General features: G+C 59.3%; 12 protein-coding genes. 1 reads left to right on the plus strand and 11 read right to left on the minus strand.

The features are described 5' to 3' along the window. Positions 1-95 precede the first annotated feature (95 nt). From ABJO61_RS06585 to ABJO61_RS06605, 5 genes are read right to left on the minus strand one after another with little or no spacing between them, the layout of a single operon-like run. A complete protein-coding gene (locus ABJO61_RS06585; protein WP_348324268.1) occupies positions 96-1,448 on the minus strand; it encodes a capsular biosynthesis protein in 1,353 nt (450 codons plus the stop codon). After that, complete coding sequence (locus tag ABJO61_RS06590; protein WP_348324266.1) at positions 1,445-3,052, minus strand: LTA synthase family protein; 1,608 nt, start codon at positions 3,050-3,052, stop codon at positions 1,445-1,447. Before ABJO61_RS06590 ends, ABJO61_RS06585 begins: the two co-directional genes overlap by 4 nt. Continuing rightward, complete coding sequence (locus ABJO61_RS06595; RefSeq protein ID WP_348324264.1) at positions 3,049-3,876, minus strand: SDR family NAD(P)-dependent oxidoreductase; 828 nt, start codon at positions 3,874-3,876, stop codon at positions 3,049-3,051. The genes ABJO61_RS06590 and ABJO61_RS06595 overlap by 4 nt, the downstream gene beginning before the upstream one ends. A gap of 1 nt (position 3,877) precedes the next feature. Then, positions 3,878-4,462 carry a GNAT family N-acetyltransferase gene (locus ABJO61_RS06600; RefSeq protein ID WP_348324262.1) on the minus strand — a complete coding sequence of 195 codons (585 nt, stop codon included), beginning with the start codon at positions 4,460-4,462 and terminating at the stop codon, positions 3,878-3,880. A gap of 35 nt (positions 4,463-4,497) precedes the next feature. Further along, positions 4,498-6,300 (minus strand): glycosyltransferase, encoded by a 1,803-nt coding sequence (locus tag ABJO61_RS06605; RefSeq protein WP_348324260.1) that lies wholly within the window; start codon positions 6,298-6,300, stop codon positions 4,498-4,500. A gap of 118 nt (positions 6,301-6,418) precedes the next feature. On the opposite strand from ABJO61_RS06605, the gene lpxC reads away from it, so the two are divergent. Further along, positions 6,419-7,306: a UDP-3-O-acyl-N-acetylglucosamine deacetylase gene (gene lpxC, locus ABJO61_RS06610; protein WP_348324258.1), complete on the plus strand. Its 888-nt coding sequence runs from the start codon at positions 6,419-6,421 to the stop codon at positions 7,304-7,306. Between the two features lie 4 nt (positions 7,307-7,310). Here lpxC and ABJO61_RS06615 read toward each other — a convergent pair whose 3' ends face one another. From ABJO61_RS06615 to ABJO61_RS06640, 6 genes are all read right to left on the minus strand, one after another. Continuing rightward, on the minus strand, positions 7,311-8,081 hold the full coding sequence (locus ABJO61_RS06615; RefSeq protein WP_348324256.1) for a sulfotransferase: 771 nt from the start codon (positions 8,079-8,081) through the stop codon (positions 7,311-7,313). A 1-nt stretch (position 8,082) separates the two neighbouring features. Further along, positions 8,083-10,656: a glycosyltransferase gene (locus ABJO61_RS06620; protein WP_348324255.1), complete on the minus strand. Its 2,574-nt coding sequence runs from the start codon at positions 10,654-10,656 to the stop codon at positions 8,083-8,085. A gap of 151 nt (positions 10,657-10,807) precedes the next feature. Then, positions 10,808-12,310 (minus strand): NAD(P)/FAD-dependent oxidoreductase, encoded by a 1,503-nt coding sequence (locus ABJO61_RS06625; RefSeq protein WP_348324253.1) that lies wholly within the window; start codon positions 12,308-12,310, stop codon positions 10,808-10,810. A gap of 198 nt (positions 12,311-12,508) precedes the next feature. Further along, on the minus strand, positions 12,509-13,159 hold the full coding sequence (locus ABJO61_RS06630; protein ID WP_348324251.1) for an OmpW family protein: 651 nt from the start codon (positions 13,157-13,159) through the stop codon (positions 12,509-12,511). A gap of 139 nt (positions 13,160-13,298) precedes the next feature. Beyond that, positions 13,299-14,636: a membrane-bound lytic murein transglycosylase MltF gene (mltF, locus tag ABJO61_RS06635; protein WP_348324249.1), complete on the minus strand. Its 1,338-nt coding sequence runs from the start codon at positions 14,634-14,636 to the stop codon at positions 13,299-13,301. A 686-nt stretch (positions 14,637-15,322) separates the two neighbouring features. Next, entirely contained in the window at positions 15,323-16,015 is a 693-nt protein-coding gene (locus ABJO61_RS06640; RefSeq protein ID WP_348324247.1) for a DUF2971 domain-containing protein, read from the minus strand. Positions 16,016-16,063 lie beyond the last annotated feature (48 nt).

The raw sequence follows: 16,063 nt of genomic DNA on the forward strand, positions 1-16,063 counted from the left end.
CACCACGCTCGCCTCAAAATCGGCATAGCGCATATCCCAAACTCGTAAACCGGCTTGTCGTCGCCGGATTGCGATCTCGCCCCCGAGATCTATGGCTATGGCCGGGGTGCGTCCCCCGGGCGCGCCTCTCGGCATCCATCCGGCCGACGGGCCCCGGAGCTCTCGCGAACAGATGATGCGTCGGTTCTGACTTCCATGCCGACCACCGAACACCCGGCAACCGGAGAACCCGCAACGCCTTCGCATCGCGGCAAACCGAAACGAGCAATCGCATTCCTGATAGCGAGCCCCATACCCTGATCGGTATAGTAGTCGCCATTTATCAGGCTTTCACGCCTCAAATAGCGCAAAAAAGCGGAAAAATGCGCAGAGTCGGGCCGCGTGGGAGACTGCCAGAAAGCTTTCAGTTCCCCCTTAAAAGTAAGGCCAGGCAGGTCAAAGATGGCCTTGCCGAGGCAAATGAGGGGACATCCGGCTTCGAGTGCGGTCAATCCCACCGTACTGTTGAGGATAACCGCGCCCTGGGCATGGCGAAGCAGGAGATTGAGGTCACCGCCATCGATAAAATCGACACGAACCAAAACGCCGTGCCGCTGGGCTATGGCCTGCGTCCGGCGCCTGAAATTGACCCACCCATTGTCGAGAGGGTGCGCCTTCACGACAAGCCGGTCATTCTTCTGCGCGTACGCGGCAAAACTGCCTATTACCTCTTCGAGCGCTTCCGTCATCCCTGCAAAAGGGGAATGCACTTTCACCTGCGAATCTGTGTCGAGTTGCATGGGAAAGACGAAATAGCGCTGCCCTTGCGATACGAGCTGACTCACCGTTTTCCGGGCCTGCCGTTTGCGAAACGGCAAAACGGCAAGCCGCTTGAGCCAAGTCGCATATTCCGCCCAGATCGGAAATGGCCGGTGCGTGCGGAACCGTGGATAACGAAGCAAAAGCAGATAGTTCCAAATCTGCCACTGGAAGTCGTAGATCACCCGCCGCTTCATTCCTGAAGGCAGGCTTACGAAATCCGATTCCTCTCCGGCATTGTCGTTGGCACTTTCAAGGTGCACGGCCATGCTGTTCATAAGTGGCGAATGACCGTTGATGCCGCCCTCTTCGAGGGTAAGCCAATGCGGCCGCATGTAACCTTCCTCAAACACCCAGATCCGGCATCCAAGATCGCGAACCGCATCAATTGCACTGCGGTGCCCCGGACGGCAATCATTGTGGAGAACGATATCGGTGATGCTGTTTGCAACAACATGGTCGCGAACAAAATCCCCCAGCCGGGCAGGTGCCCCCTTGAAGTCGACAGCGTTCCAGTTTCCCCAGAAGTACCAGTCGCCGCCGGACATATTGATGCGTGAGACCCCGTAGCCGCTTTCGGCCAAGGCTCCCCCGAGCGCCCGAAAGAAATGGCTGCTATTGCCCTGAAGAAAAAGGAATTTCCTGCTCATGGAGCGTCCTTAATCTGACCGATGCCCGCCGCTCGCGGCGCATTCACGGTCTCGTCGTCCGGCCTGGTCTGGGCGGCTGAAAAAGTCTCCAGAAGCAGACGGTTCAAGGCATCTGCACTTGCGTTTACGCTGCGCCCCTCCACCGGCCCGCCACTCAGCCAAACGAAATAGTCGGTCCTGGGATCGTCAAACCCGATTGACGTAAACAATTTAGGCATGCTCGGAAGGTGGTCGCCATAGAAGCAGAAGATGGATTTCCGCCTGGAGGAAAGCAGCATATTCCGTATTCGGCCTATCATCCGATCGGCATTCTGCAGATGTGCCAGATACTGCGCGAAGGCGTTGGATTTGACGGGCGGTGCCGACCTCAACTCCGGCGGGACTTCAATCCGAGGCTTTTTCCAGGGACCGTGGTTTTCCATCGTGATGGCAAAAACGAAAATCGGCGCCGTTTCGTCTTTCACAAGAGCTTCAATCTTGTCGGCCACGGCATTGTCCGACACGTAAGGCCCAACCCGATCACCCTCGTTGAAGTCGTCGATATCTATGAACTCGTCGAATCCCAGGTGAGGATAAACCTTGTCGCGCCGGAAAAACGATTTGTGAAAAGGGTGAATACAGATCGTGCGGTAACCAATGCTGCGGAGATAGGTTGCCACTGTCCATACCGGCTTGTCGCAATATTTCAGATATGGATTAAAACGATCGACGCCGAGCGCCTCGTCGGGAATACCCGACAGGAAAGCAAACTCGGTGCGGAGAGTGTTCGCGCCCCAGGCAGGGACCCGCAGACGGCCGAGATATCTCGCCTCATGGCACATCGTGCTGAAGTTCTGCATAAATCCCTGAGGCACATTTTGCAAAATCCGCCGGGCATCGAAAAACGATTCACTCTGGACGACAACGACGTTCGGCAGACCGGGGCGCTGTCCAACGGGACGGGCCCGGTCCTCTTCCTCGTTTTCGCGCGACTTGGCGACAGCAATTTCCTGCTCCCCGGCCAGGAGGAAGTAGAAAATCAGCGTGGTGACAAGGCTCAGCTTGTCGACGTCTTCCCGGACATCGGTCGAAGCGCCGAATTGCTTAAGAATGTCGCGAAATTCGTTTCGCAGCGGCCCCCGTGTGATCGCGTAAATCAGCCCGATAACGACGGAAAAATAAGCGAGCGTGGAAAACCATTCCGCGGGCGTGTCGCGGTCGATTACCGGGGGCTCATATATCAGCGAGCCGAATATTACGGCGGCCCCTGCCAGAATTACCGCAGCGACCTTGAATGGGCCGATATAGGTGACGTAAAGCGCCGGATGAGCGATCGCCTGCCTCAGCAATGCGAAATCAGAATAGACCAACGGTTCGCGAAGCTCGCGAAACTTGGCGTTATTGACGATGACGATGCCGAGGAAAAAGATAATGCCAAACACGGTGGCGAAAACCGGCCGATAGGTGGCCATGAATACCGAGAGATAAAACACGATCATCGGCATAGCCGAGAGCATGCTCACTCGATGAAAGACCGGCCTTCTCGAGCGTTGCGGCTGAATGAAACGCTCAAGCACCAACACGATCGCGAAAGCGATCAGAAAACCGGCAAGACCGGCAATCATTTTTCCCCTCTTCCGGTGCCAGCCGCCGCTGGGCGCCCCTTAGCCCCTCTGCGAGAAATCGTAAAAGCAAAGGCAGGCAGGATCAAGAGCGCGAGGCGCTCCGGCAAGACATTCAGAAGCCTTATTCCCACCGATAAAACAAGGGGATAGGACATGCGCGCCGGGTTCCCGCGAAGGGCCCTCCTTATGCGCATTGCGATATCGTCCGGTGTCGTCAAAAACGGCTTTCGCCCGCTCAATTGCTGACTCATCCGGGTTTCTACATAACCGAGACTTATAACGTTGACGCGGACACCCCGGGAGCCGAGAAGCCGCCTCAGAGACAGAAGATAGGTCTCAAATCCCGCCTTCGCGGCGCTATAGGCCGGACAGGATGGCATGGGAGTTAACGCCGCAAGCGAGCCTATTCCGGCGATCTGCCCCTCACCCCTCAATGCCATGACGTTGGCAAGCGGCCCGATACTCCTGAGGGCGCCCATGAAGTTGGTCTCTGCCACCTGCTCTGCGGTATCCCAGGGTTCGAGCCCATCCGCTTCCGAAACACCGGAAGTGACGCCGGCGCAGACGATCAGGAGGTCTACGGTGTGCCTTCGATCGAAACCGAGGATAACGGCTTCCGTTTCCTTCGCGGTGACATCCGCCACAAGCTTTTCCGTGGAAGCGCCCAGAGCACGGCATTCCTCTTCCACCTGCTTGAGCCGTACTTCGTCGCGTCCAAGCAGGCCGAGCGTTATGCCCGGCGCCGCGTAGCCCCTTGCCAGCGCGGCCCCTATGCCATCGCTCGCTCCGGTAACCAGTACGACTTCGGGATTTTTCCACCCCATATCAGGTGAGCAGGGTCTGCAGCAGCAACATGGGTTCCGTATGCCTCAGTGCGTTCGACGGCGGAATCGGGATGCGTTCTACGCATTCAAAGCCCTTGGCCGTGTAAAGGCTGAGAGCGGTCGTGTTGTCCCCCCAGGCATGGAGGGTGAGACTTTCGTAATTGGCACCGCGTGCAAGTTCTGCGGCGAAATCCAGAAGCAACCCTCCGACGCCTTGTCCGCGGGCACCCTCATTCACGGCGAGCGTATTGATATAGAAGCTGTTCGGGACATGGGTGGTGAAGAGCGGCAAAACCGGATCGAGACGTTCGGGCGGCAAAACGCTATAGGCGATTTCGGGCAGACCGATTTGCTCAGCCGGGAAAGCGATCAGACAGCCTCTGATCTCGCCACCATCTTCGACGAGATAGGCATTCTCGAAATGATAGGGGCTATCTTCATCGCCGACGGCAAGGCCGAGCGCGTCGATAGCTGTGAGTCCCGGGTAAGCATCTTCAAACAGATGTTCAAAGAGACCTTCGCCTGCCATAAGCAGAAACCGGACGAGTTCGTCACGGTCGGTCGCCATACCAATTCTAACGTCCATCGCCCCACCTCAAGAAAGTCAGCGCCGCTCCGCTCTTACGACACCGTGATGAGCCATTCGGTCGGATCCGCAAATTCGTTCCAGAATGCCTCGGCCTTCGTATCCTCCCGAAGGCTGTCTCGTGCAAGCGGCTTGTCAGCCGGCCCCGCCATTCTCTCTGAATGGTAACCTTCCATTTCCCGCATAAGCAATTCGAACCAGCCCTCAAATCCGTCTTTCCAGTCGCCCAGATAGATATCACCCCGCCAGGAAGCACTTTCGGGGATATCGAAGGCTGCAATGTGACAGGTATCGGGCGGCAGCGAAGGCCGCACTCCTTGTTTCAGCCAGATGACAAAATCATCCCGCATGGCGGAGGGTGAAGGATAAGCCTTCGTCTCCACACAGCGGACGGACATGCCTCTGTGCCTCAGCGCTCTCGCAAGAAGGAGCTGCCGCCCCTCTTCCTCTCCGCCCACGATCGCGATCCTGTGCTTGTCCCGCAGAAAGCGGGCAACCACAGACATCAGCCCTTCTTTTCCGCCTTCCGGGCGCAACAGTTCAACCGGTCTGCCAATGCGCTCTGCAACTTCAGCGGCAATGCTTTCGTTTTCTGCGACCAGAAGGTCATAGTTGGCCGCTTCACCCCACCCCTCGGGCTGGCGCACCAGAGCAACCGTCACCGCCATGGGGCTCAAATGACGCGCGTATGAGAAGTCAAAGGCAGGATCGCAGGAAAGGACGAGATCGTAGCCGTAGAGATTTATTCCCAGCGGGCCACGCCGTTTTGTGTCCACGAAAGCGAAACCTGAAGGCTCAGCAAGCGAAGGCGCCTCTTCTCCCACGGGTTTAACGATGGCGACCGCGGGACGCCTGCCCCAATCGAAGCCCTCGCCGCCAAAGAGCCCGGCCCAGGCATGGCGGCGGCAAAGATATCCGCAACGCGCGCGGAAAACGGAAAGATTGTAGCGGTGCCAGCGGCGGCGACGCGTCCGGCGCGCGCGCTTGAAGCGCGTAGCACCGACGATATGGGTCGCAGAACAATTGTTGAGCGAGATGGACGGCATACCCGCAACCATTGCCTTCAACCCGAAATCCACGTCCTCATAAGCGTAGAGATATTCCTCGGGGAACCCGCCAAGGGCAAGAAAGCGCTCACGCGAGCAGGCGAGAACGGCTGCCGTTACGACAGGCATCGATGATGGACGGGCAGCACGCAACGCATCCGCAGGGCCCGGCTTCGTCTCATAAGGGACGGTCCAGCCCTGCTGCAAATTCCATCGAAGCCTGATGCCGATCTGCGGCTCTTCCGAAACCACGCCTTCCGGGGATTTCTGCCACAGCTTCAATCCGACGAGGCCACCCGTCGCTTCGCACGCCGCGACCATTGGTGGGACTGCATCTTCGGTAAATTCGATATCGTTGTTCAGAAACAGAACCGTTTCCCCGCGTGCAAGCTGAGCGGCCCTGTTGCAGGAAAAGGCGAAGCTGAAATTGCGGCCGGGAACGAGATGGCGAATGGCGAACTCGGATGAAAGCCCGGCAAGGACCTGTCGGGTCTCTTCGTCCCCGCCGTGGTCCACCACGAGAAATTCCAGATCCGGCCATGTATTGTGCGTTCGGATGGAACGGAACAGCGATGCCAGCATGTCCGCACCATTCAGCGTCAGGATGACGACCGAGACGAGGCCGGAACCGGGCTTTGCGAAACCTGCATCGAGAACACCGGCCTTCGCAGGCGGCCCGGCAACCGTATGTTCGCGGTAAAAGGCATCAAGTGCCGCAATCCGGCTCCCCTTCGCGGCAATCAGGCGCGATGCACTCTCAACGGCTTCTGTAAGGCGGCAAATGAGGGGCATAGGTGCGGGACGGGAATTCTGTGCTTCGTGAATGGGGCGCCGCCGAGACCGCAGACCTCGCGACGAATTTCCTATAGGCTATATTGTTCTCGAGACGAAGCATATCTGGATGGCGAAGATGGCGGCCCCACAGGGTTTCAGGGAAAACCAGGCGACCTTGAGGGAAGCAGCGCGCTTCAGCGGGGTCGGCCTGCATACCGGCCGGAAGACGAACGTCACCATCCATCCTGCACCAGCGGACACCGGCATCCGCTTCCGCCGCGCGGGCGGACGCGGACAGAGCGCGGAACTTCAGGCGGACTGGCGCAACTGCGTCGACTTTCCCCGCTGCACAATGATGAAGGCGGAGAATGGCGCCAAATTTCAGACCATCGAACATCTGATGGCGTCGCTCTTCGCGCTGGAGATCGACAACGCCATTGTGGAGATGGACTCGCAGGAAGTGCCCATCATGGACGGCAGCGCGAGGCCCATCGTCGAGGCGTTGGCGAAAGGAGGCATCAGGGAACAGGACAGACCAAGGCATTTCCGGCGGATCACCGAAAGCATCACGCTTACCGATGAGCGGATATCGCTTACCATCGAACCGCATCCGACCTTCGCGGTCGACTATGCGCTGGAGCTTCCCTACTGGAATACGCAGCGCTGGTCCGGGGATATGTCGCCTGCGCGCTTTCGCGAGGAAATCTGTTTCGCGCGTACCTACGGCATTCTGTCGGTCATCTGGCCCGCCCTTATCCTCGGCAAGCTGCGCCTTATCCCGCTTGTGCGTGGCGCGTCGCTCGGCAATGCACTGCTGATGTACAAGGACCGTGTACTGAACGAAGGCGGCTTGAAGACGCCCGACGAATTCCTCCGGCACCGCATTCTCGATCTCGTCGGCGACCTCGCGCTGGGTGGTGGTCCGATCATCGGGAAGGTGACGGCCTTCTGCTCGAACCACAAGCATAACCGCGCCCTGCTGAGAGCAGTTGAAGAACGGGACGCGCTGGCGCCCGCCGCGTGAGCGCTTAAGGCTTTCCCTTCACTGTCAGATCATAGCCGTAGTGTTCCGCCCATTTGCCGCATATATCGCGGATCACAGCGATATCCTCATCCGACAGAACCGACAGATATTGATCCTGCTCGGCGTGTATCTTCGAAAAGCTGTAGGTGAGCGAGCGCGTATTCTCGCCCAGAAATTTCATCAGTCTTTTGGATTCAATCTTCGGGTCCGAGGTGAACGTCTCATATTTCAGCTCATAGGAGCGGGTCTTGATTGCGGGACGCATGGTGTTGAATATTCCCACCGCTTCCTGCCAATAGTTCGCTGCGGCAACAACGCTCGGCGCGCCAATTACCTTTCCCACCATCAGGCTCGCCACCACGTTCAAGGGGTTTCGGACGATGTGCACGAACTGCGCTGCCGGATAGTCATGAGCAAGAAGCGATAATCCGTAGATATTCTGCGGTGACTTGTCGAACCACCGGCCCTCTTCGTTCCCGGCACCTGCCAGAAAGGCCGCCATGTAGCGGTCCTGAAAGTCCCGGCGGGAGGAAGCCGTGGCGACGATCTCATCGAAAACCGCTTCGTCCACCTTGTCCATCCGGCGGTGCCGCTTGAGGACGCGGCGCTTCGTCACTTCTGTGCGATAGGCATTGCTGCCGAAGGGTTGCCCCCAGCGGTAGTAGTGCGTCTCTTCAGGGCACTCCAGGCGCTCGCTGCTTCGCAACACATCGCGCAGCAATGTCGTGCCGGAGCGCACGCATCCAAGAATGAAGAAGGGAGAATCAGACGTCATCTCAAGACCCGTAGTAAGAATGGTAGTCATATGCGCGCGCGGGTTGAGCGAACTCCCCGTCCGCCAGCATTGCAAGCTCGCCCCGCTGACCAAGAAGGTAATCGACCACGAGAGCCGGGTTTGCAAGCCCCTCCCCCGGCAGATAAATCCCGCGACCGGCCCCCTCTCCCGCAAGACGCTCGTGCTGCGCGCCAAAAGGAAAAACCGCGACAGGAAAGCCCGCGAGCAACGCCTCCGACAAGGTGTAGCAGTAGGTTTCGGGCCAAACGGAGGGAATGAGCGCGATATGCGCCTTTTCCTTCTCGAGGATATCGCTCAGATCGGCGGGGCTGTAAACGCCGGTAACCCGCACATGGGGGTTCTTGCGGAGATCGTTATCACGGTCCGTATAGCCCACCACGACGAAATCCACCGGCAGGCCTTTGCGTTTTGCATATTCGGCCGCCTTCACAAGTATCTTCGAGCCCTTGTGCTGCGTGATCGCGCCCAGCAAGACCACGCGCAAGCGCTCGCCCTCCCGCCAGCGCACGGCCACGGGCTTTGAAGCCGCAGGCTCGGGATGCGGGCGTATTGCAATATCGAGAAACGGAAAGGTCTTCTTCATGCGTTTGGCAGCATCCGTGCTGGGCGCGAGACACAGGCGCACACCGCTCAGAAAATGCCGGAATGCGGCCTGCCAATCGTCAATATCGGTGACGCCAAACGAATTTCCGTTCCGCTTGAGGCAGGCATTGCATTTCTCACGTTCCGCGCCGCCGCAAAATACCCCCGTGTGATCCACCATGTTGATCCGGGGGCAGACGGACATGTAATCGTGAAAGGTGAAGTCGAGCGGGATGTTCAAGCGTTCCGCAATGCGGGGCAGAAGCTGCAAAAGCCGCATATCCCAGCCCGCCAGGCTGTGAACGTGAATGCGGGTTATCCCCGCCAGAGCCAATAGCTCCACGACCTCGTCGATATCCGGCCCGAGCTTCAGATTGCTCAGGTTCGGGATGTTGAGAGTGCCCGCCGAAACATCGCCCGCCAATCCATGTGTTCGCGACGGACGAAGATAGACGACACCTATCCCCGCTTCTTCGCAGATTGCGCCGATGTCGCGCATATGCCTTTCAATGCCGCCACCCCATGTATGCGACACGAAGAGCACATTCCTGCGATGCCGCCCAGCAATGCGCGCCGCGTCGGCACGGCGGCGGAACAGCGAGGCCGGATCGCGGCGGATGAACGCGCGGACATCCCCGGTGTAGGCGGGGTGCTTGCGCGTCAAGGCGCGCATCCCTTCGGCCCGCGCCTTTGCGGAGGTCTCCGCAAAGGAGACGCCGCCGGTATGACGCACGAAAACATCGCCGGCCAGAAGATTGCGCCAGCCCGCCGCAATGGCCCGCTGGCAGAGATCGTTTTCCTCGCCATAGCCGCGCCCGAACGAGGCTTCATCGAACATCCCGATCTCGTCCAGCACGGCGCGCGCGATATACATGCAGAAGCCAACGCCCGTCGGCACGTCAACGGATTGCCTCTTGTTCACGCCCGCGAAAATGCGATCAAGCGCGGCGTAGCCCAGCTCGAGCTTTTCCGGGTTATCCCCGTTCACAACCGGATAACTGCAGATCGTGGCATTGGTGGAGAACGGTGTGACAGTGGCAATGCGCGGGGCACGTCCATGCGCCAGAAGCCTGTCCAGCCAATCGCCATAGACGACCGTATCGGCGTTCAGGAGAACGATATCGCGCTCCGGGTGCAGAGCCATCGCCTTGTTGCAGCTCCGCACAAAGCCGAGATTGGCCTCGTTCCGCAAAAGCGTGATGAGGCCGAGAGCATGAAGCTCCTGCAACTTTTCCGACAGGTGCGGCTCTGGCGAGGCATCGTCGACGACCACAATTTCGAAGGGTGTCTCATTCGCGCTGGAGAGGACCGAATGGAAGCAGGCAAGCGTGTCGTGCCATCCGCGATAGACGGGCACGACGACATCGACCGAAATGGCACCTGCTGTCCGCACCGCCCGCCGCCGCGCATGTTCGGCCCAGACGGAATCATCCGGCGCTCTGGGCTTGGATGCCACCTGCCACTTTCCCCCCGCGCCCGCCGCGCCGGAGCCGCGCCCCTCCTCCCGCCCGAAGCGGAGGTAGTGCTGAAGCGGCTCCATGCCCCCCGTGACGACATCGGGGTAGTGAGCGAGGTATTTCCGCACGGAAAAGCCGGGCCCCGGATCGCGCCGCTCGGACGCACCATGACGCACGTAATGCACGAGGGGGTTCATACCGCTCGCGGCCACGTCCCTATTTTGTGCGAGGTACCAGCGGCTGTTGAAGACAGGGTTTGGCTGACGCCCTTCCTGCCCGCCGCTCATCAGATAGTGAAGGAGCGGATCGACAAAGCGGCCGGCGACGTCGGGATACTCACCCCGGTACCATTTCTCGTCGAAGAGTTTCGAGCGGCGAAGAAGCAGGTAATCCTCGAGGATCGTGAAGCGATCGCCTCTGCCCAGCGCTTCGAGCCATATCTGCACGTGTCCCTTGAACAAGCGGACGTTCAAGCTCCATGACGCACGAATATTCGAGAAATCCAACAGAGACATATCCCCCGAGCTCGCAGGCCCTACCTATGTGCGGGCTGCTCGCCCACGCTTTTCCCCAACCCGCCAAGGGATAAACATAATAGGGACGCGCCGCCACCCGGGAATGGGCAAACGGCGCGCGGCCTGCGGCAGAGGTGAGCCGGGGACGCGCTCAGGCGCCTTTCAGCGCATATTCCGCGAAGTCCGGGTGGCGCATCTGCCACCAGTATTTGGCGGTAAAGCTCGACCAGTTATTGGTGACCTTGCCATCCGCCGTCTTGTACCAGCTTGAGCAGCCAGCGGCCCAGACCGTCTTCTGCATGTCCTGCTGGAGATCGCGGTTGAAGCTGTCCATCGCTTCCTTGCGGACATCAAGGTAACGCAGCTTGCTATTACGGAGCGCCGAAACGCATTGCACGATGTAGTTCGCCTGGCACTCGATCATGAAGATGATCGAGTTATGCCCGAGGTTCGTGTTGGGCCCATAAAGCATGAAGAAATTGGGGAAACCCGCCACTGCAACGCCGCGATGCGCCTCCGCGCCGCGCGCCCAGACATCGTTCAGGTCCGCATTGTCACGGCCGACGACTTTCATCGGCGCGAGGAAGTCCGTGGACTCAAAGCCCGTGGCATAGATGATGACGTCGACCGGATGGGAGACGCCGTCTTCCGTCACGATCGCATCGGCCGTCACCCGCGCGATGTGGCTCGTCTCCACCTCGACATTCGGCCGGGCAAGCGCGGGGTACCAGTCGTTGGTCAGCAGGATGCGCTTGCAGCCCGCAGGATAGTCAGGGGTGAGCTTCTTGCGAAGTTCGGGATCCTTGATGTGGGTTTCCATCTCCTTCAGCGCGGCTTTCTCGAAGAGCTTGCCGAAGAAGCTGCCCTGCACGAAGGCGAGATAGTTCCGCTCAAGTGTCAACCATGTCCACCAGCGCTGAATGCGCGCGAGGATGGGGAATGAACGGTAGAGCTTCTTTTCCCATTCCCGGAAAGGACGGTCGGGCTTGGGCACGCACCAGTTCGGCGTGCGCTGGAAGATGGTGAGCTTGCCCGCCACAGGCGCGATTTCAGGCACGAACTGGATCGCGCTCGCACCATTGCCGATGACGCCGACGCGCTTGCCCGCGAGGTCAACATCGTGGTTCCAGCGCGCGGAGTGGAAGGCTATGCCCTTGAAATCGCTCAGGCCTTCGATTTTCGGGTTGGCCGGACGGTTGAGCTGGCCGACGCCCGAAATGAGCACGTTTGCCGTGAATTCCTCGCCCGCGGCCGAGCGGATGCGCCAGAGGCCTTCTTCCTCGTCGAAACGGGCTTCCACGATTTCGGTGTTGAAACGGATGTTCGGCAGGAGCCGGTATTTCCGCGCAACGGTCTCGAAATACTCCACGATTTCCGGCTGGGGCGCGAATTTGCGGCTCCAGTCCGGCTTCGGTTCGAAGGAATAGGAGTAAAGCATGGAGGGCACGTCGCAGCCCGAACCCGGATAGGTGTTGTCGCGCCAGGTGCCACCGACGCTGGCTGCCTTTTCGAAGATCGTGAAATCCTCGATGCCCGCTTCGCGCAGCTTGATCGCGGTGCAGAGCCCCGCCGCGCCCGCGCCCAGAATGGCGACGCTAAAGGGGCGCTTCTTCACATCCGTTCCTTCGACACGCGAGCCAATGGAGTCTCCCACGAGCCTTCTCCCGACTTGTTCTGTTTATTGATGTTCTCGCCCTTCACGCCGATTCCGCAAACGCGGCGCGCGGATAGGGTCAACGCCCTATTTTTATATGACTCAAGGCAGAACGGCAAACCGGACAAGCATGAAAAAGCGACCGCCGCGCCCCGGTGGAGAGCGCGGCGGTGCTCCGAAAACCGCGTTCCGAAAGGATCAGAAGCGGTAACCGATACCGGCACCCACAATCCAGGGATCAAGGTCGACATCCGCGCGGATGGCGCCGCCGTTCATGGAGACGTCGGTGGAGAGAAAGATCTTCTTCACGTCGAGGTTCAGATACCACTGGTCGGCTATGGCATAGTCGACACCGGCCTGAAGCGCGTAGCCGATGCTGTTTTCATAATCGATGCTGGTGACCGCGCTGCCCGCAGCGGGGGACTCGTCATAGAAGAAGGTGTAGTTGAGGCCCGCGCCGACATAGGGGCTGAAACGCTCCTTCGGCATAAAGTGGTATTGCAGCGTAAGTGTCGGCGGCAAAAGGCTTACTTCACCCAGGTTGATGCCCGTCGGCGTATGCGAGACGTCATGCTTCGTGGTCGCCGCGATGAGTTCGAGGGCGATGTTGTCCGTCAGGAAGTAGGTGAAGTCGACTTCCGGCACCCATTCGTTCGAGACGTCCACATCACCGCCGATGGTGGTGGAAGCGCTCTCATCCGGGAGCACGCCGATGACGCGGGCACGGACCATGAAATCCCCCGCGGACTTGCCCTGGAACTCCGCATAAGCAGGCTGAGCCGTGCCTGCCACCATCACCCCGAGCGCGACGGCAGCGACACCCGCGCCCAATTTCCGGTTGGTCTTCATTTTCGTTTTCTCCAGTTCGCTGCGCCCAGCCCCAGCGGCCCGCGCAAGTTCTGCAACCAGATTGCGCCCCATAACCCTATTTGGAGAGTGGTCATTCGGTCGCAGGGCCAGCGCGAAATGTCGCAGCAAAGACAAGGGCTTATGTCCCAGCGCCACCGTCAAGTATGTGCATATAGGTGCGAACCTGCTGCACGAAATGAACGGCCTGCCCGCCCCTTGCGCGGCCATGCTTCAGGGTCTCGGCATAGGCGGCATTGTTGAGCAGAGGCAGGACGCGGCGGAGATCCGTCCAGCTATCGCGGTCGCGGCCGAGACGTGCGGCAAGGGCGCGCGCGTCGTAAACATGGCCAAGGCCCATATTATAGGCGGCGAGCATGAACCAGGTGCGGTCCGGCTCTTCGATGCTGACGGGCAATCTGCCTTTCAGATCAGCAAGATAGCGCGCGGCGGCCTCGATGCTCTCGACCGGATCGAGCCGGTCTTCGACGCCGAGTTCGCGCGCCGTCTGCGCGGTCAGCATCATAAAACCGCGCACGCCGGTCGGACTCTTCGCCTCGGGGTTCCAATGCGATTCCTGCCAGGCGACAGCCGCAAGCAGTTGCCAGGAAAGGCCATTTTGCCGCGCGGCGCGCCGGATGACCTTTTCGTAGTCCGGCAGGCGATCATCAACCGCGCGCTTGAAGGCACGGATATCGACATAGTCGAAAAGCGGCAGGAAGCCGAAGAAGCGGCGCTCCAGAGCCGCCAGCGCGCCTGACTTTTTCGTGCCCGCGAACCAGGCACGAAAGTGATCCTTCAGGTCTTCCGAGCCCGGCGCGAGAAACCAGCCGAGCGGCATTTCATCAGATATATCAAAGGCTTCCGCAATTTCCGGGTGATAGGGATTGACCACCTTGAGGGTCAGCGAATCCACCGCCGCGCAGTCGTAATCGCCATTGACCACCCGAGCGAGCAATTCCTCCGCAGGCTGATCTTCGAGATGCAGAGCGACATCTTCCGCCCCCTCGGCGGCCACGGCGAGCGCCTCGGCCGCCGGTGTGCCTGCCGAGGCAGCGACAGATAACCCATTGATATCATTTATATTATCTGGAAGCCCCCCGGCCCGGCGGCAGGCGAGCTGCTGCGTCACGTCTTCATATTCCGCGCCGATGGCGAAGGCTGCCTTGCGCGCCTCCGTGACGGCAAGGCCGGCGGCGGCGACATGGCCCTTGCGCGCGGCGAGCGCATCCATAACCCCTTGTTCCGTCTCGTAAATCCGGAACTCGACTGCGACGCCGAGCGACTTTGCGAGACGCTTCATCATCTCGTATTCGAAGCCGGTGCGGCCGTCCGCGCCCTCATACAAGGTGGTGGGCGCCTCGCGCGCCAGCACCACGAGGGTGCCGGATTTCTTAATGTTCTCAATGCCTTGAGGAACAGGCGGCACATAGACATAGAGATAGAGAAGGTGGTTCGCGCCGAAAAGCACGAGGAGCACGGGCACAATCCAGGGGACGCGGCTGCGGCGCGCATGGGGCGCCAAACGGGAGACGAGCGCCCGCGCGCGCGCAACCCAAGCCCTTGTTTTTGCTTTCAAATCTGGCAATCAGCCCGCCACTCGCGACCGCACCTGAGAGGAAGAATAGCACAGGATCACACGGGACGCCCTGGGGGCCGGGAGGGGCGCGGGAGGGCGCCGGTTGTCCCCGGGAGCGGGGACAATTCGGCTTTGCTTGTCCCCGGGGGCGGGGACGTTTCGGCTTTGCTTGTCCCCTCCTTGTCCCCTCCTTGTCCCCGGGGGGCGGGGACAAGTGACGGCCACCGTCATCGAAACGTCATCAAACCGTCACAAAGGGGATAAGTCATCAATTCGTATACAGATGATATGAGCGACGACTGCCCTTCCAGCCCGCGCCAGACCACTGCGCGGCCCGCGAAAGAAATAATCCCCGTGTCTTCCCGGCACTTCGGCGCAGCGGGAGGCAAAAAACTTGTGCCCGGGGTTTGCCCGGCGCGAGATGGGCGACGGCGACTCGGTGTTCGATGCGATGCGGTGTGTGAGGGGCACGCGAAGACGCGGAGGTGATGGAGCAATGGATCAGAGGCGGTCCAACAGTGACTCCCCTTTTTTTGAGCATAGCTAGTTTGTCACTGAACGAACGAAATGTTGAGTTGGCAGCCTCTCTAAACCTTAGTCGGTTGATTAGGCCACCATAGCTTCTTGTCTCGCTGGCGTACCACCTGAAATGAACCGAAGGCAAGTCTGGCTCTTGAAACTTTCACGTCGGCTTGCAAATCACCCAGCGCTTCCATTAGCTCTGCCTCCTTAAGTGTACTATTAGCGCCCACGATCACTTCCACCAACTTCAGACGGTCCGAGAAATCTGCGAAATAGAGACCACTCTCGGGATCAACCTCTTCCAGTGTTACGAAGCTGCGAACTTCGTTTTCGTATCGCCAGTGAGAGTACTTGGTAAAAAGCAAGGCCTTAGCCGTTTCGAAATCAATTTCTCGCGGATTCAAGAGGCGATTTGCATCAACGGCAAATCGCTTCGACGAGTAATTTACTGCGCCAAGATGCTCGGAAGGAATGTCAAACCCGAGACAGAGGCCGGTATGCATTCCTGCGTAGTGACTCCACTGCACCGGATTTTTCCAATTTCGACTGAAGCATAATATGCCTCGATTTGACGCCATTTGATCTTTCATTACATGAAATGCTCGACGCAAATCGGGGTTTGAGAGATTTGCCCCAAAGAACTCAAAAGGATCGTTGAGTTTAAGAAGCTCGGCGACCTTCAGCCTGCGTCGGCGAAGATCATCCAATCCGTATTCAAGTTCGACAAAATGATAGACGCGCTGAATGTCACCTGACACAGGGCAATCTCTTGGAGTCATGTTTAACGTCTCGCATATCACGCAGCA

The organism is Parvibaculum sp. (assembly GCF_039973015.1).
Classification (GTDB): domain Bacteria; phylum Pseudomonadota; class Alphaproteobacteria; order Parvibaculales; family Parvibaculaceae; genus Parvibaculum.